A 13,911-nucleotide genomic window follows, 5' to 3' on the forward strand; every position below is an offset into this window, starting at 1 on the left:
ATCCGGACATGGCCGATACCGCATCCACCGCCGCCCCGGTTCGCCGGCGCGTCTTCCACGCCGGCAGTCTCGGCATGCTCGTCGGCGGCGTACTCGTGCTGGTCGGCTCGCTGCTGCCCTGGGTCATCACGCCGTTCGGGTCGCTCTCCGGCGCGGCCGGTCCCGGGCTCTGGACGCTGAGCATGGCGTTCCTCGCCGTCGCCGGTGCCCTGCTGCCGTACCGGAAGGTGGCCATCGCGCACAGCCTGATCCCCGGGCTGGTCGTCGCCGCCATCGTCGGATGGCAGGTGGTCCGCCTGATCAGTCTCAGTGCCAGCACCGACGCCTGGGGGCAACTGATGCCCGGCATCGGGCTGGTCATGGCCGCCGGTGGCGCGGTCGTCCTGATCCGCGCCGGCATGCGCCTGATCGCACTGCGCTGACCGGTCCGCCACGTTTCTGCCGGAGACACGCCCGGCCCGGTGCCTGGGCTACTTCGGACCGGTGCCCCAGCTGCCGCCCGCTCGTAAGAGGTTGGCACGAGATCTTGGGCGGTTTCCGTTGGCAGCTAACGGGAACTGCCCAAGATCTCGTCTCGGCGAGGGCTCGGCTGTCCCGGTGTGTCGGTCGGTGCGCAAGGTGGGGTCCGGCGGTCGGGACAGGCAGGCTGAGCAATGGCACGGAGGCACCTGCTGCACCTGTGGCGGCAGCGGGGTGCCCTTTCCCGCTAGGCGTTCGGGCGCGGGCTGGGTAGGCGAAGGCCGTGCATGCCGCCGTCGACGGCGAGGACGGTGCCGGTGGTCGCGGCGGACAGCGGGCTGGCCAGGTACGCGACGGCGGCGGCCACCTCCTGCGGGGTGGTGAGGCGACCGATGGGCTGGCGGGCCCGCAGCGCGGCCAGTTCGGCCGCCGGATCGTCGGCGGCGTCGAGCAGTCGGCGTACCCACGGGGTGTCCGCCGTGCCGGGGTTGACGCAGTTGACCCGGATGCCGGCCGTCACGTAGTCGGCGGCCATCGCCAGGGTGAGTGCCTGCACCGCGCCCTTGCTGGCGCTGTAGAGGGCCCGCTGGGGCAGGCCGAGCCAGGCGGCGATGGAACCGATGTTGACGATCGCGGCGTGGCCGGAGGCGCGTAGGTGTGGCAGCGCGGCCCGGGTCACCCGGACGATGCCGACCACGTTGACGTCGAGCACTCGGTGCCATTCGTCGTCGGGGTCGGCCTCGACGGTGCCGACCGCGCCGACGGCGGCGTTGTTGACCAGGATGTCGAGACCGCCGAACGTGTCGTGGACGGTGTCGATCGCGGCCCGTACGGAGGCGTCGTCGGTCACGTCGGCGGCCAGACCGAGCAACGGCTCGGGTACCTGCTGCGGGTTCAGGTCCAGGCAGGCCACCCGGGCGCCACGCTCGGCGAGCAGGGTGGCGGTGGCCAGTCCGATGCCGGAGGCGCCCCCGGTGACCACCGCCGACAGTCCGGCGAAGTCGCCGGTCATGCCGGTGCCAGCGTCTGACGTTGCCGACCCAGGCCGTCGATCTCCAACTCGACCACGTCGCCGGTGACCAGGTACGGCTTGGGTTCCGGCTGCCCGAGCGCGACACCGGCCGGGGTGCCGGTGTTGATCACGTCACCGGGGTAGAGCACCATGAACTGGCTCAGGTAGCGGACGATCTCGGCCGCCGGGAAGACCATGTCCTTGGTGGTGCCGTCCTGCCGCAGCACCCCGTTTACCCAGAGCCGCAGCCGCAGATCCTGTGGGTCGGGGACCTCGTCGGCGGTGACCAGCCACGGACCGAGCGGGTTGAACGTCTCGCAGGACTTGCCCTTGTCCCACTGGCCGCCCCGGTCGAGTTGGAACTCCCGCTCGGAGACGTCGTGGGAGACGGCGTACCCGGCGACGCAGTCCATCGCCGCCTCGGCCGACGGCAGGTAGCGCGCCTTGCGGCCGATGACGACGGCGAGTTCGACCTCCCAGTCCGTCCTGGTGCTGCCGCGGGGCACCAGCACCGGGTCGCCGGGACCGACCACCGTGTCGGCCGCCTTGAGGAAGACCACCGGCTCGGTGGGCAGCGCCGCCCCGGTCTCGGCGGCGTGGTCGCGGTAGTTCAACCCGATGCAGACGATCTTCCCGGGGTGCAGCGGGGGGCCGATCCGCAGCCCGGTGCCGTCGATCGGCGGGAGTTCGTGGGCGGCGATGCCGGCCAGGCGGGCCAGCCCGTCGGTGGCCAGGAAGGCGGGGTCGACGTCGTCGATCACGCCGCTGAGGTCCCGGAGTCGGCCGGTCTCGTCGAGCAGTGCGGGCGTTTCCCGCCCCGGCGGGCCTACTCGCAGCAGCTTCACCGTCACCCCCAGATACCGCGACGCGAACGAGTCGCAAGACGTGTGATGTCTATCAGGTGATCGTGACGCCTCACAAGGCCCATGGTGGACGGCGGCTCTCCTCGGTCGGCGTGGTCGGGTGGCCCGACCGGGTCGCAGGTCCCGCCCGGCGCAGGGCCGTCCGACCTGTCCGCGGGGGACTCCGGCCGCTGGTCCGCGCCACGTCCGCACGCTGCACTGGAAGCAGGACGGAGAGGAGTGAGGACGATGTCGTACCTGATTGTCGTCGGTGTCGACGGTTCGGACGGTGGGCGACGTGCCCTGCGCTGGGCGGTCGGTGAGGCGGCCGAGCGCAACGGCACCGTGCAGGCGGTGATCGCCTGGCGGTGGGACGGCCTGGACGGTGGGGCCATGGTCGCGCCGAACCCGTTCGAGGAGGAGGAACGGGCCACGGACCTGCTGGCCCGGGAGATCGGCGAGGTCACCGGAGGTACGGCGACGGTACCGGTCTCGGTCGAGGTCGTCGAGGGGCGGCCGGCCGATGTGCTCACCGCCGCCGCCCGTGGCGCCGACCTGCTGGTGCTGGGCAGCCACGGGCACGGCCGGCTGCGGCACACCGTGCTCGGCTCGGTCAGTGAGGAGTGCGTACGCAAGGCGACCTGCCCGGTGGTGGTGATCCCGGTGCCGGTGTCGGCGCCGGGCGGTCCGGTCGTGCCGGCGGTGCCGGCCTGACAGCGGCCGACGGAGGTTGCCGATCTCTGTCATGCTCTGGACCGTGACGACCGGCCAACCTCGTTCCCGTCGCCGAGCCCGCCGGACCAGGCCCGGGCTCCTGTTCACCCTCGGAATCGTGGTCGCGCTGGTCGTGGCAGCGGTGATCGTGCTGCGGCCGGCGGGGCCCCGCCCGCTGTTCCAGATGCCGGTCGGCTGCGGGGAGACGTGGCAGCTCGGCACCTATCCCGGGCACGGTGACTACGACGTGGACTTCTTCCCGCTCTCCGGTGACCCGTGGGGGCAGCCGGTGCTGGCGTCGTACGAGGGCACCGTCACCGTGGCCGGGATCAACGGGTCGCTGGGTGGGCGTACCCCGGACAACCCGGACGGACCCCGGGGCCGTGGTGGTGGCTACTGGGTGAAGATCGACCACGGCGGCCGGTGGGAGACGCAGTATCTGCACCTCTTGGAGCCGCCGATGGTGGAGGCCGGTGAGCGGGTCGTCCAGGGTCAGCAGATCGGGCGGATCGGCAGCACCGGCAACTCCGGTGCCCCGCACCTGCACTACGAGCAGCGCCGGGGCTGGCAGAAGGTGGAGACCTTCTTCGACGGCGTCCCGTCGGGCATCACCGTCGACGACTCCGAGTACACGGTCCGCCGGACCAGCAACAACTGTCCGTAGCGGGAGCCTGTCGGTCGGTATCTGCCCTGGTGGCCGGGGCGTAAGCGCGGCCTTGGGCTGCCCCGACGCGCCGGGTCACAGCTTGACGGCGATCGGGACGATCACCGGTCTGGGCCCTGCGACCAGCGGGATCACGGGTTAGCGTGGGCGAACCGGTGGATCGTCAGCAGGGCAATTTGCCACGTTTTGTGTTGACATCGGCTGACCAGCGAGCCAGACTCGCAAACTCTTCGACCGCCGGAGAAGGAATCCAGGGGAGGACCATGTCCAGGGCCAGATTCAGGTTGGCCGGCGCGACGATCGCCCTGATGCTCGCCGCCGTCGCGGGATGCAGCGGTGGCGAGGGCGTCGACGTCGACGGCAACGACACGGCGGGCGCCGGGGGCGTGCTCAACGCCGCGATCGGCGGCGAGCCGGACCAGCTCGATCCGCACAAGACCTCCGCCTACTACAGCTTCCAGGTGTTGGAGAACGTCTTCGACACCCTCGTCGAGCCGGACGAGAACCTGGAGATGAAGCCTGCCCTGGCCACCGAGTGGACCACCAGCGACGACCAACTGACCTGGACGTTCACCCTCCGTGAGGGCGTCACGTTCTCCGACGGTTCGCCGCTGACCGCCGAGGACGTCGTCTACTCGTACAACCGGATCATCGACGAGAAGCTGAACAACGCGTACAAGTTCGGCACGGTGAAGTCGATCGAGGCCGCCGACCCGAAGACCGTCGTGGTGACGCTCAACGCGCCGACGCCGAACCTGCTGGCCAACCTGGGTGGCTTCAAGGGCGTGGCGATCGTGCAGAAGTCCAATGTGGAGTCCGGCGAGATCACGACCAAGCCGGTGGGCAGCGGCCCGTTCGTCGTGGAGAACTACAGCTCCGGCGACAGCATCCGGCTGGTCCGCAATGACAACTACTGGGGCGAGAAGCCCAAACTGGACGGCGTCCGGTTCACCTTCGTCAGCGACCCCACCGTCGCCCTGCAGAACCTGCGCGGCGGTGAGGTGCACTGGACCGACAACCTGCCACCGCAGCAGGTGCCCGGGCTACTCGACGGGGACGACCCGACGGTGCGGTCGGTACCGTCGACCGACTACTGGTACCTCTCGCTGAACCAGGCGCGTAAGCCGTACGACGATGTCAACGTCCGCCGGGCGATCGCCTTCGCGCTGGACCGCGAGGCGATCACCAAGGCCGCGAAGTTCGGGCTGGCGACGGTCAACCAGACGGCCATTCCGCGCAACAGCGCCTTCTACTACGAGTACGCGCCGTACTCGCACGACGTCAACCAGGCCCGGCAGCTGCTCGACCAGGCCGGCGTCAGCGGGCTGACCATGGACCTGATGGTCACCAGCGAGTACCCGGAGACGGTCACCGCCGCCCAGGTCATCGCCGCGCAGCTGGAAGCCGTCGGGATCACCGTCAAGATCCGTACGCTGGACTTCGCGCAGTGGCTCGACGAGCAGGGCGCGGGCTCGTTCGACTCGTTCATGCTCGGCTGGCTGGGCAACATCGACCCGGACGAGTTCTACTACGCGCAGCACCACAGCGACGGCTCGTTCAACTTCCACAAGTACGCCAACTCGACCGTGGACCGCCTGCTCGACCAGGCCCGGACGGAGACCGACCAGGCCGCCCGCAAGCAGCGGTACGAGCAGGTGGCCAAGCAGATCGTGGACGACGCCAGCTACATCTACCTCTACAACCCCGACGTCGCCCAGGGCTGGTCGAAGCAGGTCACCGGCTACGAGGTACGCACGGACAGAGCCATCCGCTTCCGCGAGGTCGCACTCGCACGGTGACCTGGCGGGGGACCTCTCAGATGGCCCGTTTCGTAATCCGTCGGCTGTTGCAGTCGGCAGTCGTGCTACTCGGCGTGACGCTCGTGGTGTTCCTGCTGCTCCAGTTGGTGCCGGGCGACCCTGTACGGGTCGCCCTCGGCACCCGCTTCGACCCGCAGACGTACGAGGCGCTGCGCGCCCGTGCGGGGCTCGACCAGCCGTTGGTGGTGCAGTACTTCGACTACCTGCGACGGGCGTTGACCGGCGACCTCGGGGTCAGCTTCCGTAGCGGACGCCCGGTCACCGCGATCGTGCTGGAGCGGCTGCCGGCGACACTGTCGCTGGCGGTCACCGCGGTGCTGTTCGCGGTCGTGATCGCCTTTCCGCTGGGGATCGTCTCGGCCATCCGCAGCGGTTCGCTGGTCGACCACGCGGCGCGGGTGTTCAGCCAGTTCGGTGTCTCGGTGCCGGACTTCTGGATGGGCATCATGGCGATCCTGCTCTTCTCCGGGGTGCTCGGTTGGTTGCCCCCGTCGGGGTACGTCGCGCTCACCGAGGATCCGGGCCGCTGGGCCTCCCACGTGGCGTTGCCCGCCGCCACGGTCGGCCTGGTGACCGCCTCGATCCTCACCCGCTTCGTGCGCTCGTCGATGTTGGAGGTGCTCTCCGAGGACTACGTGCGTACCGCCGAGGCGAAGGGGCTGCGGACCCGGGTGGTGGTGTTGCGGCACGTGCTGCGCAACGCCCTGATCCCGGTGGTGACCGTGGTGGCGGTGCAGTTGGCCAGTCTGCTCGGCGGGGTGATCGTGATCGAGGTGCTGTTCGCCTGGCCCGGTATCGGGCGGCTGACGTACGACGCCGTCGCGGCCCGGGACTACCCGGTGCTCCAGGGTGCGGTGCTGCTGGTGGCGGCGCTGTTCCTGCTGGTCAACCTGGTGGTCGACATCCTCTACGCCCGCCTCGACCCGAGGATCACGGTCAAGTGAGCGGCGTACGGATGATCAACCGGGACGGTCAGCTGGGCCGGGCGTTGTCGGCGCTGCGGCGGGATCCGCTGGCGCTCACCGGAAGTTTGGTCCTGGTGGTGCTGGTCGTGGTGGGCGTGGGCGGGGCCTGGCTGGCGCCGTCGGGGATCAACGAGGTCGACGTCGACCGGATGCTGCAACCACCGAGCTGGGCGCACCCGTTCGGCACCGACGAGCTGGGCCGCGACGTGCTCAGCCGGGTCATGGTCGCCGCCCGGGTGTCGTTGCAGGTCGGCCTGGTCAGCGTCGGGATCGCGCTGACGGTGGGGGTGACCCTCGGGTTGTTCGCCGGCTACTACCGGGGCTGGCTCGACAACGTGGTGATGCGCTGCATGGACGTGCTGTTCGCGTTCCCGGTGCTGCTGCTGGCGGTGGCGATCGTGGCGGTGCTCGGCCCGGGGTTGCTCACCGCGATGGTGGCGATCGGGGTGGTCTACACGCCGATCTTCGCCCGGGTGACCCGAGCCGGCGTGCTCTCGGTGCGGGAACAGGTGTTCGTCCGGGCCGCGGTGTCGGTCGGCGCGTCCGACCTGCGGATCATGCGTCGACACGTGCTGCCGAACATCGCGGCCCCGTTGATCGTGCAGACGTCGCTGTCCCTGGCCTTCGCGATCCTCTCCGAGGCGGCGTTGTCCTTCCTCGGCCTCGGCGTCCAGCCACCCGATCCCGCCTGGGGTCGGATGCTGTTCGACGGTCGCGGGTTCGTCACCGAGGCGTGGTGGCTGGGCGTCTTCCCCGGCGCGGCGATCTTCCTGACCGTCCTGGCGTTCAACCTGGTCGGTGACGCGCTGCGGGACGTGCTCGATCCCCGCCAGCTCACCGTCAACGAAGCCAGGAGGAGCACGTCATGAAACCCGTGCTGGCCGTCGAGGACCTCACCGTCACCATCGACACCCGGCGGGGACCGGCCCGTGCGGTCGCCGGGGTCGACTGGGCGGTGCGGCCGGGGGAGACGCTGGCGCTGGTGGGGGAGTCCGGCAGCGGCAAGAGCATGAGCGTGCTCGCCGCGACCGGGCTGGCACCCCGTACCGCCCGGGTGTCCGGGCGGATCCACCTGCTCGACACGGAGTTGACCGGGCTGCCCGAGCAACGTCGTCGTCGGCTGCGTGGGCGGCACGTCGGATTCGTCTTCCAGGATCCGATGACCTCGCTCAACCCGGTGCTCACCGTCGGCCGGCAGGTCGTCGAGGCCGCCCAGGAACACCTCGGGCTGACCCGGAGGGCCGCCCGGTCCCGCGCCGTCGAGCTGCTGGACCTGGTCGGCATCCCGTCGGCCGGGCAGCGGGTGGACGCGTACCCGCACCAGTTCTCCGGCGGGATGCGCCAGCGGGTGGTGATCGCCATGGCGCTGGCCTGTGAGCCGGATCTGCTGATCGCCGACGAACCGACCACCGCCCTCGACGTGACCACCCAGGCCCAGATCGTCGAGCTCGTCGCCGACCTGCAACGCCGCCTCGGCACGGCGGTCGTCTGGATCACGCATGACCTCGGTGTGGTCGCCGGCATCGCCGACACCGTGGCGGTCATGTACGCGGGCCGGATCCTCGAACAGGGGCCGGTCGACGCCGTCTTCGGCGCGCCGTCGCATCCGTACACCCGGGCGTTGCTGGCCGCTCGCCCGGACCCGGCGGCCGGTGACGCCGATCTGGTCACCATCGCCGGTGCGCCGCCGAGCCCGTTGGACCTGCCGCCGGGCTGCGCGTTCTGGCCCCGCTGCCCGGTGCGGGGCGACGCGCGTTGCGAGCACGAGATGCCGCCGCTGGTGCCGGTCTCGGCCGGGCACCAGGTGCGGACCTTCTATCCGCAGGCGACCGACCGGAGGGACTGACAGGTGAGCGAGGTGGTGGCCGCACTCGACGATCTGGCCGTGTGGTTCCCGACGGCGGCCGGTGTGGTCCGCGCCGTCGACGGCGTGTCGTTGCAGATCCGGCGGGGCGAGACGCTGGGGTTGGTCGGCGAGTCCGGCAGCGGCAAGTCGACCACCGGGCTGGCCCTGCTGCGGCTGGTGGATCCCACCGCCGGCACGGTCCGGGTCGCGGGTGAGGACGTCACCCGGTGGTCCCGGCGGCAACTGCGGACGCTGCGTCGCCGGGTGGCGATGGTGTTCCAGGATCCGCAGGCGTCCCTGGACCCTCGACTCACCATCGGGGCGAGCATCGCCGAACCGCTGATCGTGCACCGGCTCGTCGACGGCGGCGCGGCCCGACGCCGCCGCGTCGACGAACTGCTCGACATGGTCGGGTTGCGCGGTGACCTGGCCGACCGGCATCCCCACGAACTCTCCGGCGGCCAGCGGCAGCGGGTCGGCATCGCCCGTGCCCTGGCCGGCGAACCGGACCTGATCGTGCTGGACGAACCGATCGCCTCCCTCGATCTGAGCGTGCAGGCGCAGATCATGAACCTGCTCCGTCGCCTGCAACGGGATCTCGGCCTGACGTACCTCTTCATCGCCCACGACCTTGCCGCCGTCGAGCACATGAGTGACCGGATGGCGGTGATGTACCTGGGCCGGATCGTGGAGAGCGGCACACCGGCGCAGATCTGGCAGGCTCCGGCGCACCCGTACACCGCCGCGTTGTTGTCGGCGGTGCCGGTCGCCGACCCGCAGGTCGAGCGGGACCGCCGTCGGATCATCCTCAGTGGAGACATCCCCAGCCCGGTGGACCCGCCGGGCGGCTGCCGGTTCCGCACCCGCTGCCCCCAGGCGCGGCCGGAGTGCGCCGAGACCGATCCGGTGTTGGCCGAGGTCGCCCCGGAGCACCGCGCGGCGTGCCTGTTCGCCGGGGAGGCCGTGCGCGCGATGCGGGCGGCCTGAACGCCCACGCCACCACCGTTGCCGGCTCCGTCCGTCCGTAGTCGTACCGCATCACCGTCGGCATCTTGACGATGGTGACCTCCACCCTGTCCACTATCCCTACATGTTTTGTGTGGAATAGCGGGACGGGGGTGCGGTCGTGCACATCTCGGCGCGGTCGGATTACGCCGTCCGGGCGATGCTGGCGGTGGCGCAGCATCACCCGGAGGTGGTGAAGGCGGCGGTGCTGGCGGCCAGCCAGGACATTCCGTACCCCTTCTTGCAGGGCATCCTGCTCGACCTGCGACGTGCCGGTCTGCTGCACAGCCTGCGCGGCACCGACGGTGGCTACGCGTTGACCCGGTCGCCGGCCGAGATCGCGGTGGGGGACGTGCTGCGGGCCACCGCAGGTGCGTTGACCACGGTCCGGGGGGCGCCCGCCGAGGTGGCGACGTACCACGGTGTGGCGACCGGTCTGGGCGAGGTGTGGCTGTCGGTGCACCGGGCCATCGAGGGGGTGGTCGACCGGACGAGCCTTGCCGACCTGCTCGAGCGCGAGCATCCGGGGCGGCGGCCGGTGGTCGACCAGGGCACCGGCGCGGCGTGACGGCGTCGCGGTGCCCCGGTGTCGGTCAGGTGTCCGACACCAAGGCTTGAAAACCTGTCGAGTTAGTGGGATATTCGGTTCGCGATCGACGTGGTCGATCGCGGGCTCGCCGTACGGCTGTGCGGCGATCGTTCTGGTGGTGCGCGCCGGGCATCGAGGCTCGGGGCGTGATCCGCGTCCGTCGTGTCCGTCCAATGTGACGGCATGATGCTGGGCAAATTACCTATTTAACCAGTCGGATTTATATAGTGCGGGGCACTGAAGGAGGACGGGTTCGCAGATGAGGCACCGGATCAGAGCAGTCAGCGCCCTGGCCGTGGTCGTCGGCCTGGCCTTGGCGGGCTGCGGTGGCGGGGACGCCGCCAGCGGTAACGCCACGTTGAGCATCGTCGGTTTCGCGGTACCCGAGGCGGCGAACAAGGCCATCGCCGCGGAATGGAACAAGACCGAGGCGGGCAAGGGGGTGCGGTTCCGCACCTCGTACGGCGCGTCCGGCGACCAGAGTCGAGCCGTCGTCTCCGGGCTGAAGGCCGACTACGTCCACTTCTCCGTCAGCAGCGACGTGACCCGGCTGGTCGAGGCCGGTCTCGTCGACGAGAGCTGGGACGACGGGCCGAACAAGGGCATCGTCTCCTCGTCGGTGGTGGTCCTCGCCGTGCGCCAGGGCAACCCGAAGAACATCCAGGGCTGGGACGACCTGATCAAGCCGGGGATCGGCATCGTCACGCCGAACCCCGCCTCGTCGGGCGCCGCCCGCTGGAACGCCCTCGCCGCCTGGGGACACATCGCCGCCAACGGCGGCACCGACGCCCAGGCCGAGGAGTTCCTCAACAAGCTCTTCGCCAACGTGGTGTCGCTGCCCGGCAGCGGTCGGGACGCCACGACCACGTTCCTCGGCGGCACCGGCGACGTGCTGCTGGCCTACGAGAACGAGACCATCCTGGCCCGGCAGAAGGGCGAAGAACTGGACTGGGTGCTGCCCGCCACCACCCTGCTGATCGAGAACCCGGGCGCCGTCCTCTCCAACGCCGACCCGAAGGCGAAGGAGTGGCTCGACTTCGTGCTCGGCCCGCAGGGTCAGCGGCAGTTCGCGCTGACCGGTTTCCGACCGATCATCGAGGGCGTCGACACCAGCGGCATCGAGGGCGTCCTCGACCCGAACGACCCGTTCCCGGCACCGCAGAAGCTGCTGACGGTCGACAAGGACTTCGAGAGCTGGTCGGCGTTGTCGAAGAAGTTCTTCGACGAGAATGACGGCATCGTCACCAAGGTCATCGCGGCCTCCGGGAAGGCGAAGTGACCTCGACGGCTGTGACACCGGACCGGCCGGCGGGCGACCGCCGGCCGGTCCGGGCCGGTCTGCCGCTGACCCGGCTCTCCGGTCTGGGCCTCGGTGTCGCCATGGTGTGGTTCAGCCTGCTGGTGCTGATTCCGCTCGCCGCGGTGGTGGTGACCGCCTCCGAAGGCGGATGGGACGGTTTCTGGCAGACGGCCACCAACGAGCAGACCGCCGCCACCCTGCGGCTGACCGTGGGGACCGCGCTGCTCGTCACGCTGGTGAACATCGTCATGGGCACCCTGATCGCCTGGGTGCTGGTGCGCGACAACTTCGTCGGTAAGCGGGCGCTCGAAGTCCTCATCGACGTGCCGTTCGCGCTGCCGACGATCGTCGCCGGTCTGGTGCTGCTGTCGCTGTACGGGCCGGACAGCCCGCTCGGCGTCAACGTCGCCAACACCCGGGTCGCGGTGTTCCTCGCCTTCCTCTTCGTCACACTGCCCTTCATCGTGCGGACGGTGCAGCCGGTGCTGGCCGAACTCGATCCGGAGGTCGAGGAGGCGGCGGCCTCGCTGGGCGCGAGCCGGTTCGTCACGTTCCGACGGATCATCCTGCCCAGCCTCACCCCGGCCATCGCGGCCGGGGCCGCGCTGTCGTTCGCCCGCGCCGTCGGCGAGTACGGCTCCCTGGTCCTGCTCTCCGGCAACCTGCCGATGCGTACCGAGGTGGCCTCGGTACGGATCCTCAGCAGCATCGAGAACGACAACCCGGACAGCGCGGCGGCGGTCGCGGTGATGCTGCTGGCCGTCTCGCTCACCGTCATCGTGGTCCTCGACGTCATCCAGCGGAGGGTGGTGCGCCGTGGCTGACAGTTCGATCGCCACCCGTAGCCCGGTCGGTCGACGCCCCGGTCGCCACCTGCTGCGGCTCGTGGTGGTGGCGTACCTGTTCTTCCTGGTGGCCTGGCCGTTGTACCTGGTCGGAAGCAACGCCTTCGCCGACGGGTTCACCAGCTTCGAGGACATCCTCACCGACCCCGACGTGACCCACGCGTTGCGACTCACCGTGGTGATCGCGGTGACCGCCGTGGTCATCAACACCGTGTTCGGTGTCGGCATCTCGATCCTGTTGGTCCGTTACGACTTTCCCGGCAAGCGGGTGCTCAACGCGTTGCTCGACGTGCCGCTGTCGGTCTCCCCGATCGTCGTCGGGCTCGCGTTGATCCTGGTCTACGGCGGCCGCGACGGCTGGTTCGGTCCGACCCTGGAGTCGGCCGGAATTCAGATCATCTTCGCGGTGCCGGGCATGGTGATGGCCACCGTCTTCGTCGCCCTGCCGCTGGTCATCCGGGAGGTCGTGCCGGTCTTGCAGGAGGTCGGCGACGAGCAGGAACAGGCCGCCCGCAGCCTCGGCGCCAACGCCTGGCAGACGTTCCGCCGGATCACGCTGCCGTCCATCAAGTGGGGCGTGATCTACGGCGTCGTGCTCAGCCTCGCCCGCTCGCTCGGCGAGTTCGGCGCGGTCAAGGTGGTCTCCGGCAACGTGCTCGGTGACACCCGCACGGCCACCCTCGTGGTGGAGGAGAAGTACCTCAACTTCGACAAGGGCGGAGCGTACGCCACGGCCTTCCTCCTCGCCCTCGTCGCGGTGGCCTGCATCATCGTCGTATCCGTTCTCAGGCCGAAGGAAGAGCGTTGAGCATCGAGATCTCCAACGTCGGCAAGCGGTTCGCGGACTTCGTCGCACTCGACGACGTGTCGGTGAGCATCCCGGCCGGTCGGCTCACGGCGTTGCTGGGCCCCTCCGGTGGCGGCAAGTCCACCCTGCTTCGGATCATCGCGGGACTGGAGCGCGCCGACACCGGACGCGTCGAGATCGACGGTGTGGATGCCACCACGTTGCCCCCGCAGAAGCGCAACGTCGGATTTGTGTTCCAGCACTACGCGGCCTTCAAGCACCTGTCGGTACGCCGTAACGTGGCCTTCGGTCTGGAGATCCGCAAGCGGTCCAAGGAGGAGATCCGTCGGCGGGTCGACGAGCTGCTCGCCCTGGTGCACCTCGGACAGTTCGGTGACCGGCTGCCCACGCAGCTCTCCGGCGGGCAGCGGCAGCGGATGGCGCTGGCCCGTGCCCTGGCCGTGGAGCCGGCGGTGTTGCTGCTCGACGAGCCGTTCGGCGCCCTCGACGCGAAGGTCCGCAAGGAACTGCGGGACTGGCTGCGTCGGCTGCACGACGAGGTGCACGTGACCACCGTCTTCGTCACCCACGACCAGGAGGAGGCCCTGGAGGTCGCCGACGAGATCGTGGTGATCAACGAGGGGAGGGTGGAACAGATCGGCTCGCCGGACGACCTCTACGACCGCCCGGCGAACGAGTTCGTCATGCGGTTCCTCGGCCCGGTCACCCAACTCGGCGACCAACTCGTGCGTCCGCACGACCTCCAGCTCTCCACCGACTCGGGCGACGGGGTGCCTGGCCGGGTCACCCGGGTCACCCGGATCGGTTTCGAGATCCGGGTCGAGGTCACCACCGCCGACGGGCAGCCGGTCACGGTGACCCTCACCCGCAACGAGTTCCTCGCCCTCGGCATCGGGACCGGTGACGACGTGCGCCTCCGGATCGCCCCGAACAGCCCCACCACGGCGGTGTCCACGCCCGCGCAGCGGGCCGACCTCGCGGCCGCCAACAGCTAGGGCCCTGCGTCGAGGTCCTCGGCTCGGCCGAGGACCTCGACCAGGCC

At 70.1% G+C, this 13,911-nt stretch carries 15 protein-coding genes; 13 read left to right on the forward strand and 2 right to left on the reverse strand.

The genetic code is table 11. The features are described from left to right. The first annotated feature begins 8 nt into the window (after window positions 1-8). Complete coding sequence (locus tag ACLQ2S_RS08500; RefSeq protein ID WP_155216593.1) at window positions 9-422, forward strand: hypothetical protein; 414 nt, start codon at window positions 9-11, stop codon at window positions 420-422. 284 nt (window positions 423-706) lie between these two features. On the opposite strand, the gene ACLQ2S_RS08505 is transcribed toward ACLQ2S_RS08500, so the two are convergent. Then, the gene (locus ACLQ2S_RS08505; RefSeq protein WP_425701464.1) at window positions 707-1,471 is read right to left on the reverse strand and encodes an SDR family NAD(P)-dependent oxidoreductase; all 765 of its coding nucleotides are present in this window, start codon (window positions 1,469-1,471) and stop codon (window positions 707-709) included. After that, entirely contained in the window at window positions 1,468-2,322 is an 855-nt protein-coding gene (locus tag ACLQ2S_RS08510) for a fumarylacetoacetate hydrolase family protein (RefSeq protein ID WP_425701465.1), read from the reverse strand. Before ACLQ2S_RS08510 ends, ACLQ2S_RS08505 begins: the two co-directional genes overlap by 4 nt. A 240-nt stretch (window positions 2,323-2,562) precedes the next feature. Between ACLQ2S_RS08510 and ACLQ2S_RS08515 the strand changes: the two genes are divergently transcribed. The 12 genes from ACLQ2S_RS08515 (at window position 2,563) to ACLQ2S_RS08570 (ending at window position 13,864) form a co-directional block, all read left to right on the forward strand. Further along, entirely contained in the window at window positions 2,563-3,027 is a 465-nt protein-coding gene (locus ACLQ2S_RS08515; protein WP_425701466.1) for a universal stress protein, read from the forward strand. 118 nt (window positions 3,028-3,145) lie between these two features. Further along, window positions 3,146-3,691 carry a M23 family metallopeptidase gene (locus ACLQ2S_RS08520; protein ID WP_425701467.1) on the forward strand — a complete coding sequence of 182 codons (546 nt, stop codon included), beginning with the start codon at window positions 3,146-3,148 and terminating at the stop codon, window positions 3,689-3,691. A gap of 263 nt (window positions 3,692-3,954) precedes the next feature. Beyond that, a complete protein-coding gene (locus tag ACLQ2S_RS08525; RefSeq protein WP_425701468.1) occupies window positions 3,955-5,490 on the forward strand; it encodes an ABC transporter substrate-binding protein in 1,536 nt (511 codons plus the stop codon). A gap of 20 nt (window positions 5,491-5,510) precedes the next feature. After that, window positions 5,511-6,455 (forward strand): ABC transporter permease, encoded by a 945-nt coding sequence (locus ACLQ2S_RS08530; RefSeq protein ID WP_155216579.1) that lies wholly within the window; start codon window positions 5,511-5,513, stop codon window positions 6,453-6,455. 11 nt (window positions 6,456-6,466) lie between these two features. Then, complete coding sequence (locus tag ACLQ2S_RS08535) at window positions 6,467-7,345, forward strand: ABC transporter permease (RefSeq protein ID WP_155216958.1); 879 nt, start codon at window positions 6,467-6,469, stop codon at window positions 7,343-7,345. Further along, complete coding sequence (locus ACLQ2S_RS08540) at window positions 7,342-8,322, forward strand: ABC transporter ATP-binding protein (protein ID WP_155216577.1); 981 nt, start codon at window positions 7,342-7,344, stop codon at window positions 8,320-8,322. Before ACLQ2S_RS08535 ends, ACLQ2S_RS08540 begins: the two co-directional genes overlap by 4 nt. A gap of 3 nt (window positions 8,323-8,325) precedes the next feature. After that, on the forward strand, window positions 8,326-9,309 hold the full coding sequence (locus ACLQ2S_RS08545) for an ABC transporter ATP-binding protein (RefSeq protein WP_425701469.1): 984 nt from the start codon (window positions 8,326-8,328) through the stop codon (window positions 9,307-9,309). A gap of 139 nt (window positions 9,310-9,448) precedes the next feature. Next, window positions 9,449-9,895 (forward strand): RrF2 family transcriptional regulator, encoded by a 447-nt coding sequence (locus tag ACLQ2S_RS08550; RefSeq protein WP_309223009.1) that lies wholly within the window; start codon window positions 9,449-9,451, stop codon window positions 9,893-9,895. Window positions 9,896-10,175: 280 nt separating this feature from the next. Continuing rightward, window positions 10,176-11,195, forward strand: coding sequence for a sulfate ABC transporter substrate-binding protein (locus ACLQ2S_RS08555; RefSeq protein ID WP_155216575.1), 1,020 nt, complete (start codon window positions 10,176-10,178; stop codon window positions 11,193-11,195). Beyond that, window positions 11,192-12,040, forward strand: a complete 849-nt coding sequence (gene cysT / locus ACLQ2S_RS08560; RefSeq protein ID WP_309223008.1) for a sulfate ABC transporter permease subunit CysT — start codon at window positions 11,192-11,194, stop codon at window positions 12,038-12,040. The genes ACLQ2S_RS08555 and cysT overlap by 4 nt, the downstream gene beginning before the upstream one ends. Then, entirely contained in the window at window positions 12,033-12,869 is an 837-nt protein-coding gene (locus ACLQ2S_RS08565; protein ID WP_425701470.1) for a sulfate ABC transporter permease, read from the forward strand. Before cysT ends, ACLQ2S_RS08565 begins: the two co-directional genes overlap by 8 nt. Next, window positions 12,866-13,864 carry a sulfate/molybdate ABC transporter ATP-binding protein gene (locus ACLQ2S_RS08570; protein ID WP_425701471.1) on the forward strand — a complete coding sequence of 333 codons (999 nt, stop codon included), beginning with the start codon at window positions 12,866-12,868 and terminating at the stop codon, window positions 13,862-13,864. Before ACLQ2S_RS08565 ends, ACLQ2S_RS08570 begins: the two co-directional genes overlap by 4 nt. Window positions 13,865-13,911 lie beyond the last annotated feature (47 nt).

Source organism: Micromonospora sp. DT48 (assembly GCF_049844495.1).
Classification (GTDB): domain Bacteria; phylum Actinomycetota; class Actinomycetes; order Mycobacteriales; family Micromonosporaceae; genus Micromonospora.

Excerpts from the sequence above, each read along its gene's own strand:
- ACLQ2S_RS08500 (WP_155216593.1), top strand. The coding sequence starts at position 9 with ATGGCCGATACCGCATCCACCGCCGCCCCGGTTCGCCGGCGCGTCTTC.
- ACLQ2S_RS08505 (WP_425701464.1), bottom strand. The coding sequence starts at position 1,471 with ATGACCGGCGACTTCGCCGGACTGTCGGCGGTGGTCACCGGGGGCGCC.
- ACLQ2S_RS08515 (WP_425701466.1), top strand. The coding sequence starts at position 2,563 with ATGTCGTACCTGATTGTCGTCGGTGTCGACGGTTCGGACGGTGGGCGA.
- ACLQ2S_RS08525 (WP_425701468.1), top strand. The coding sequence starts at position 3,955 with ATGTCCAGGGCCAGATTCAGGTTGGCCGGCGCGACGATCGCCCTGATG.
- ACLQ2S_RS08530 (WP_155216579.1), top strand. The coding sequence starts at position 5,511 with ATGGCCCGTTTCGTAATCCGTCGGCTGTTGCAGTCGGCAGTCGTGCTA.
- ACLQ2S_RS08535 (WP_155216958.1), top strand. The coding sequence starts at position 6,467 with ATGATCAACCGGGACGGTCAGCTGGGCCGGGCGTTGTCGGCGCTGCGG.
- ACLQ2S_RS08540 (WP_155216577.1), top strand. The coding sequence starts at position 7,342 with ATGAAACCCGTGCTGGCCGTCGAGGACCTCACCGTCACCATCGACACC.
- ACLQ2S_RS08555 (WP_155216575.1), top strand. The coding sequence starts at position 10,176 with ATGAGGCACCGGATCAGAGCAGTCAGCGCCCTGGCCGTGGTCGTCGGC.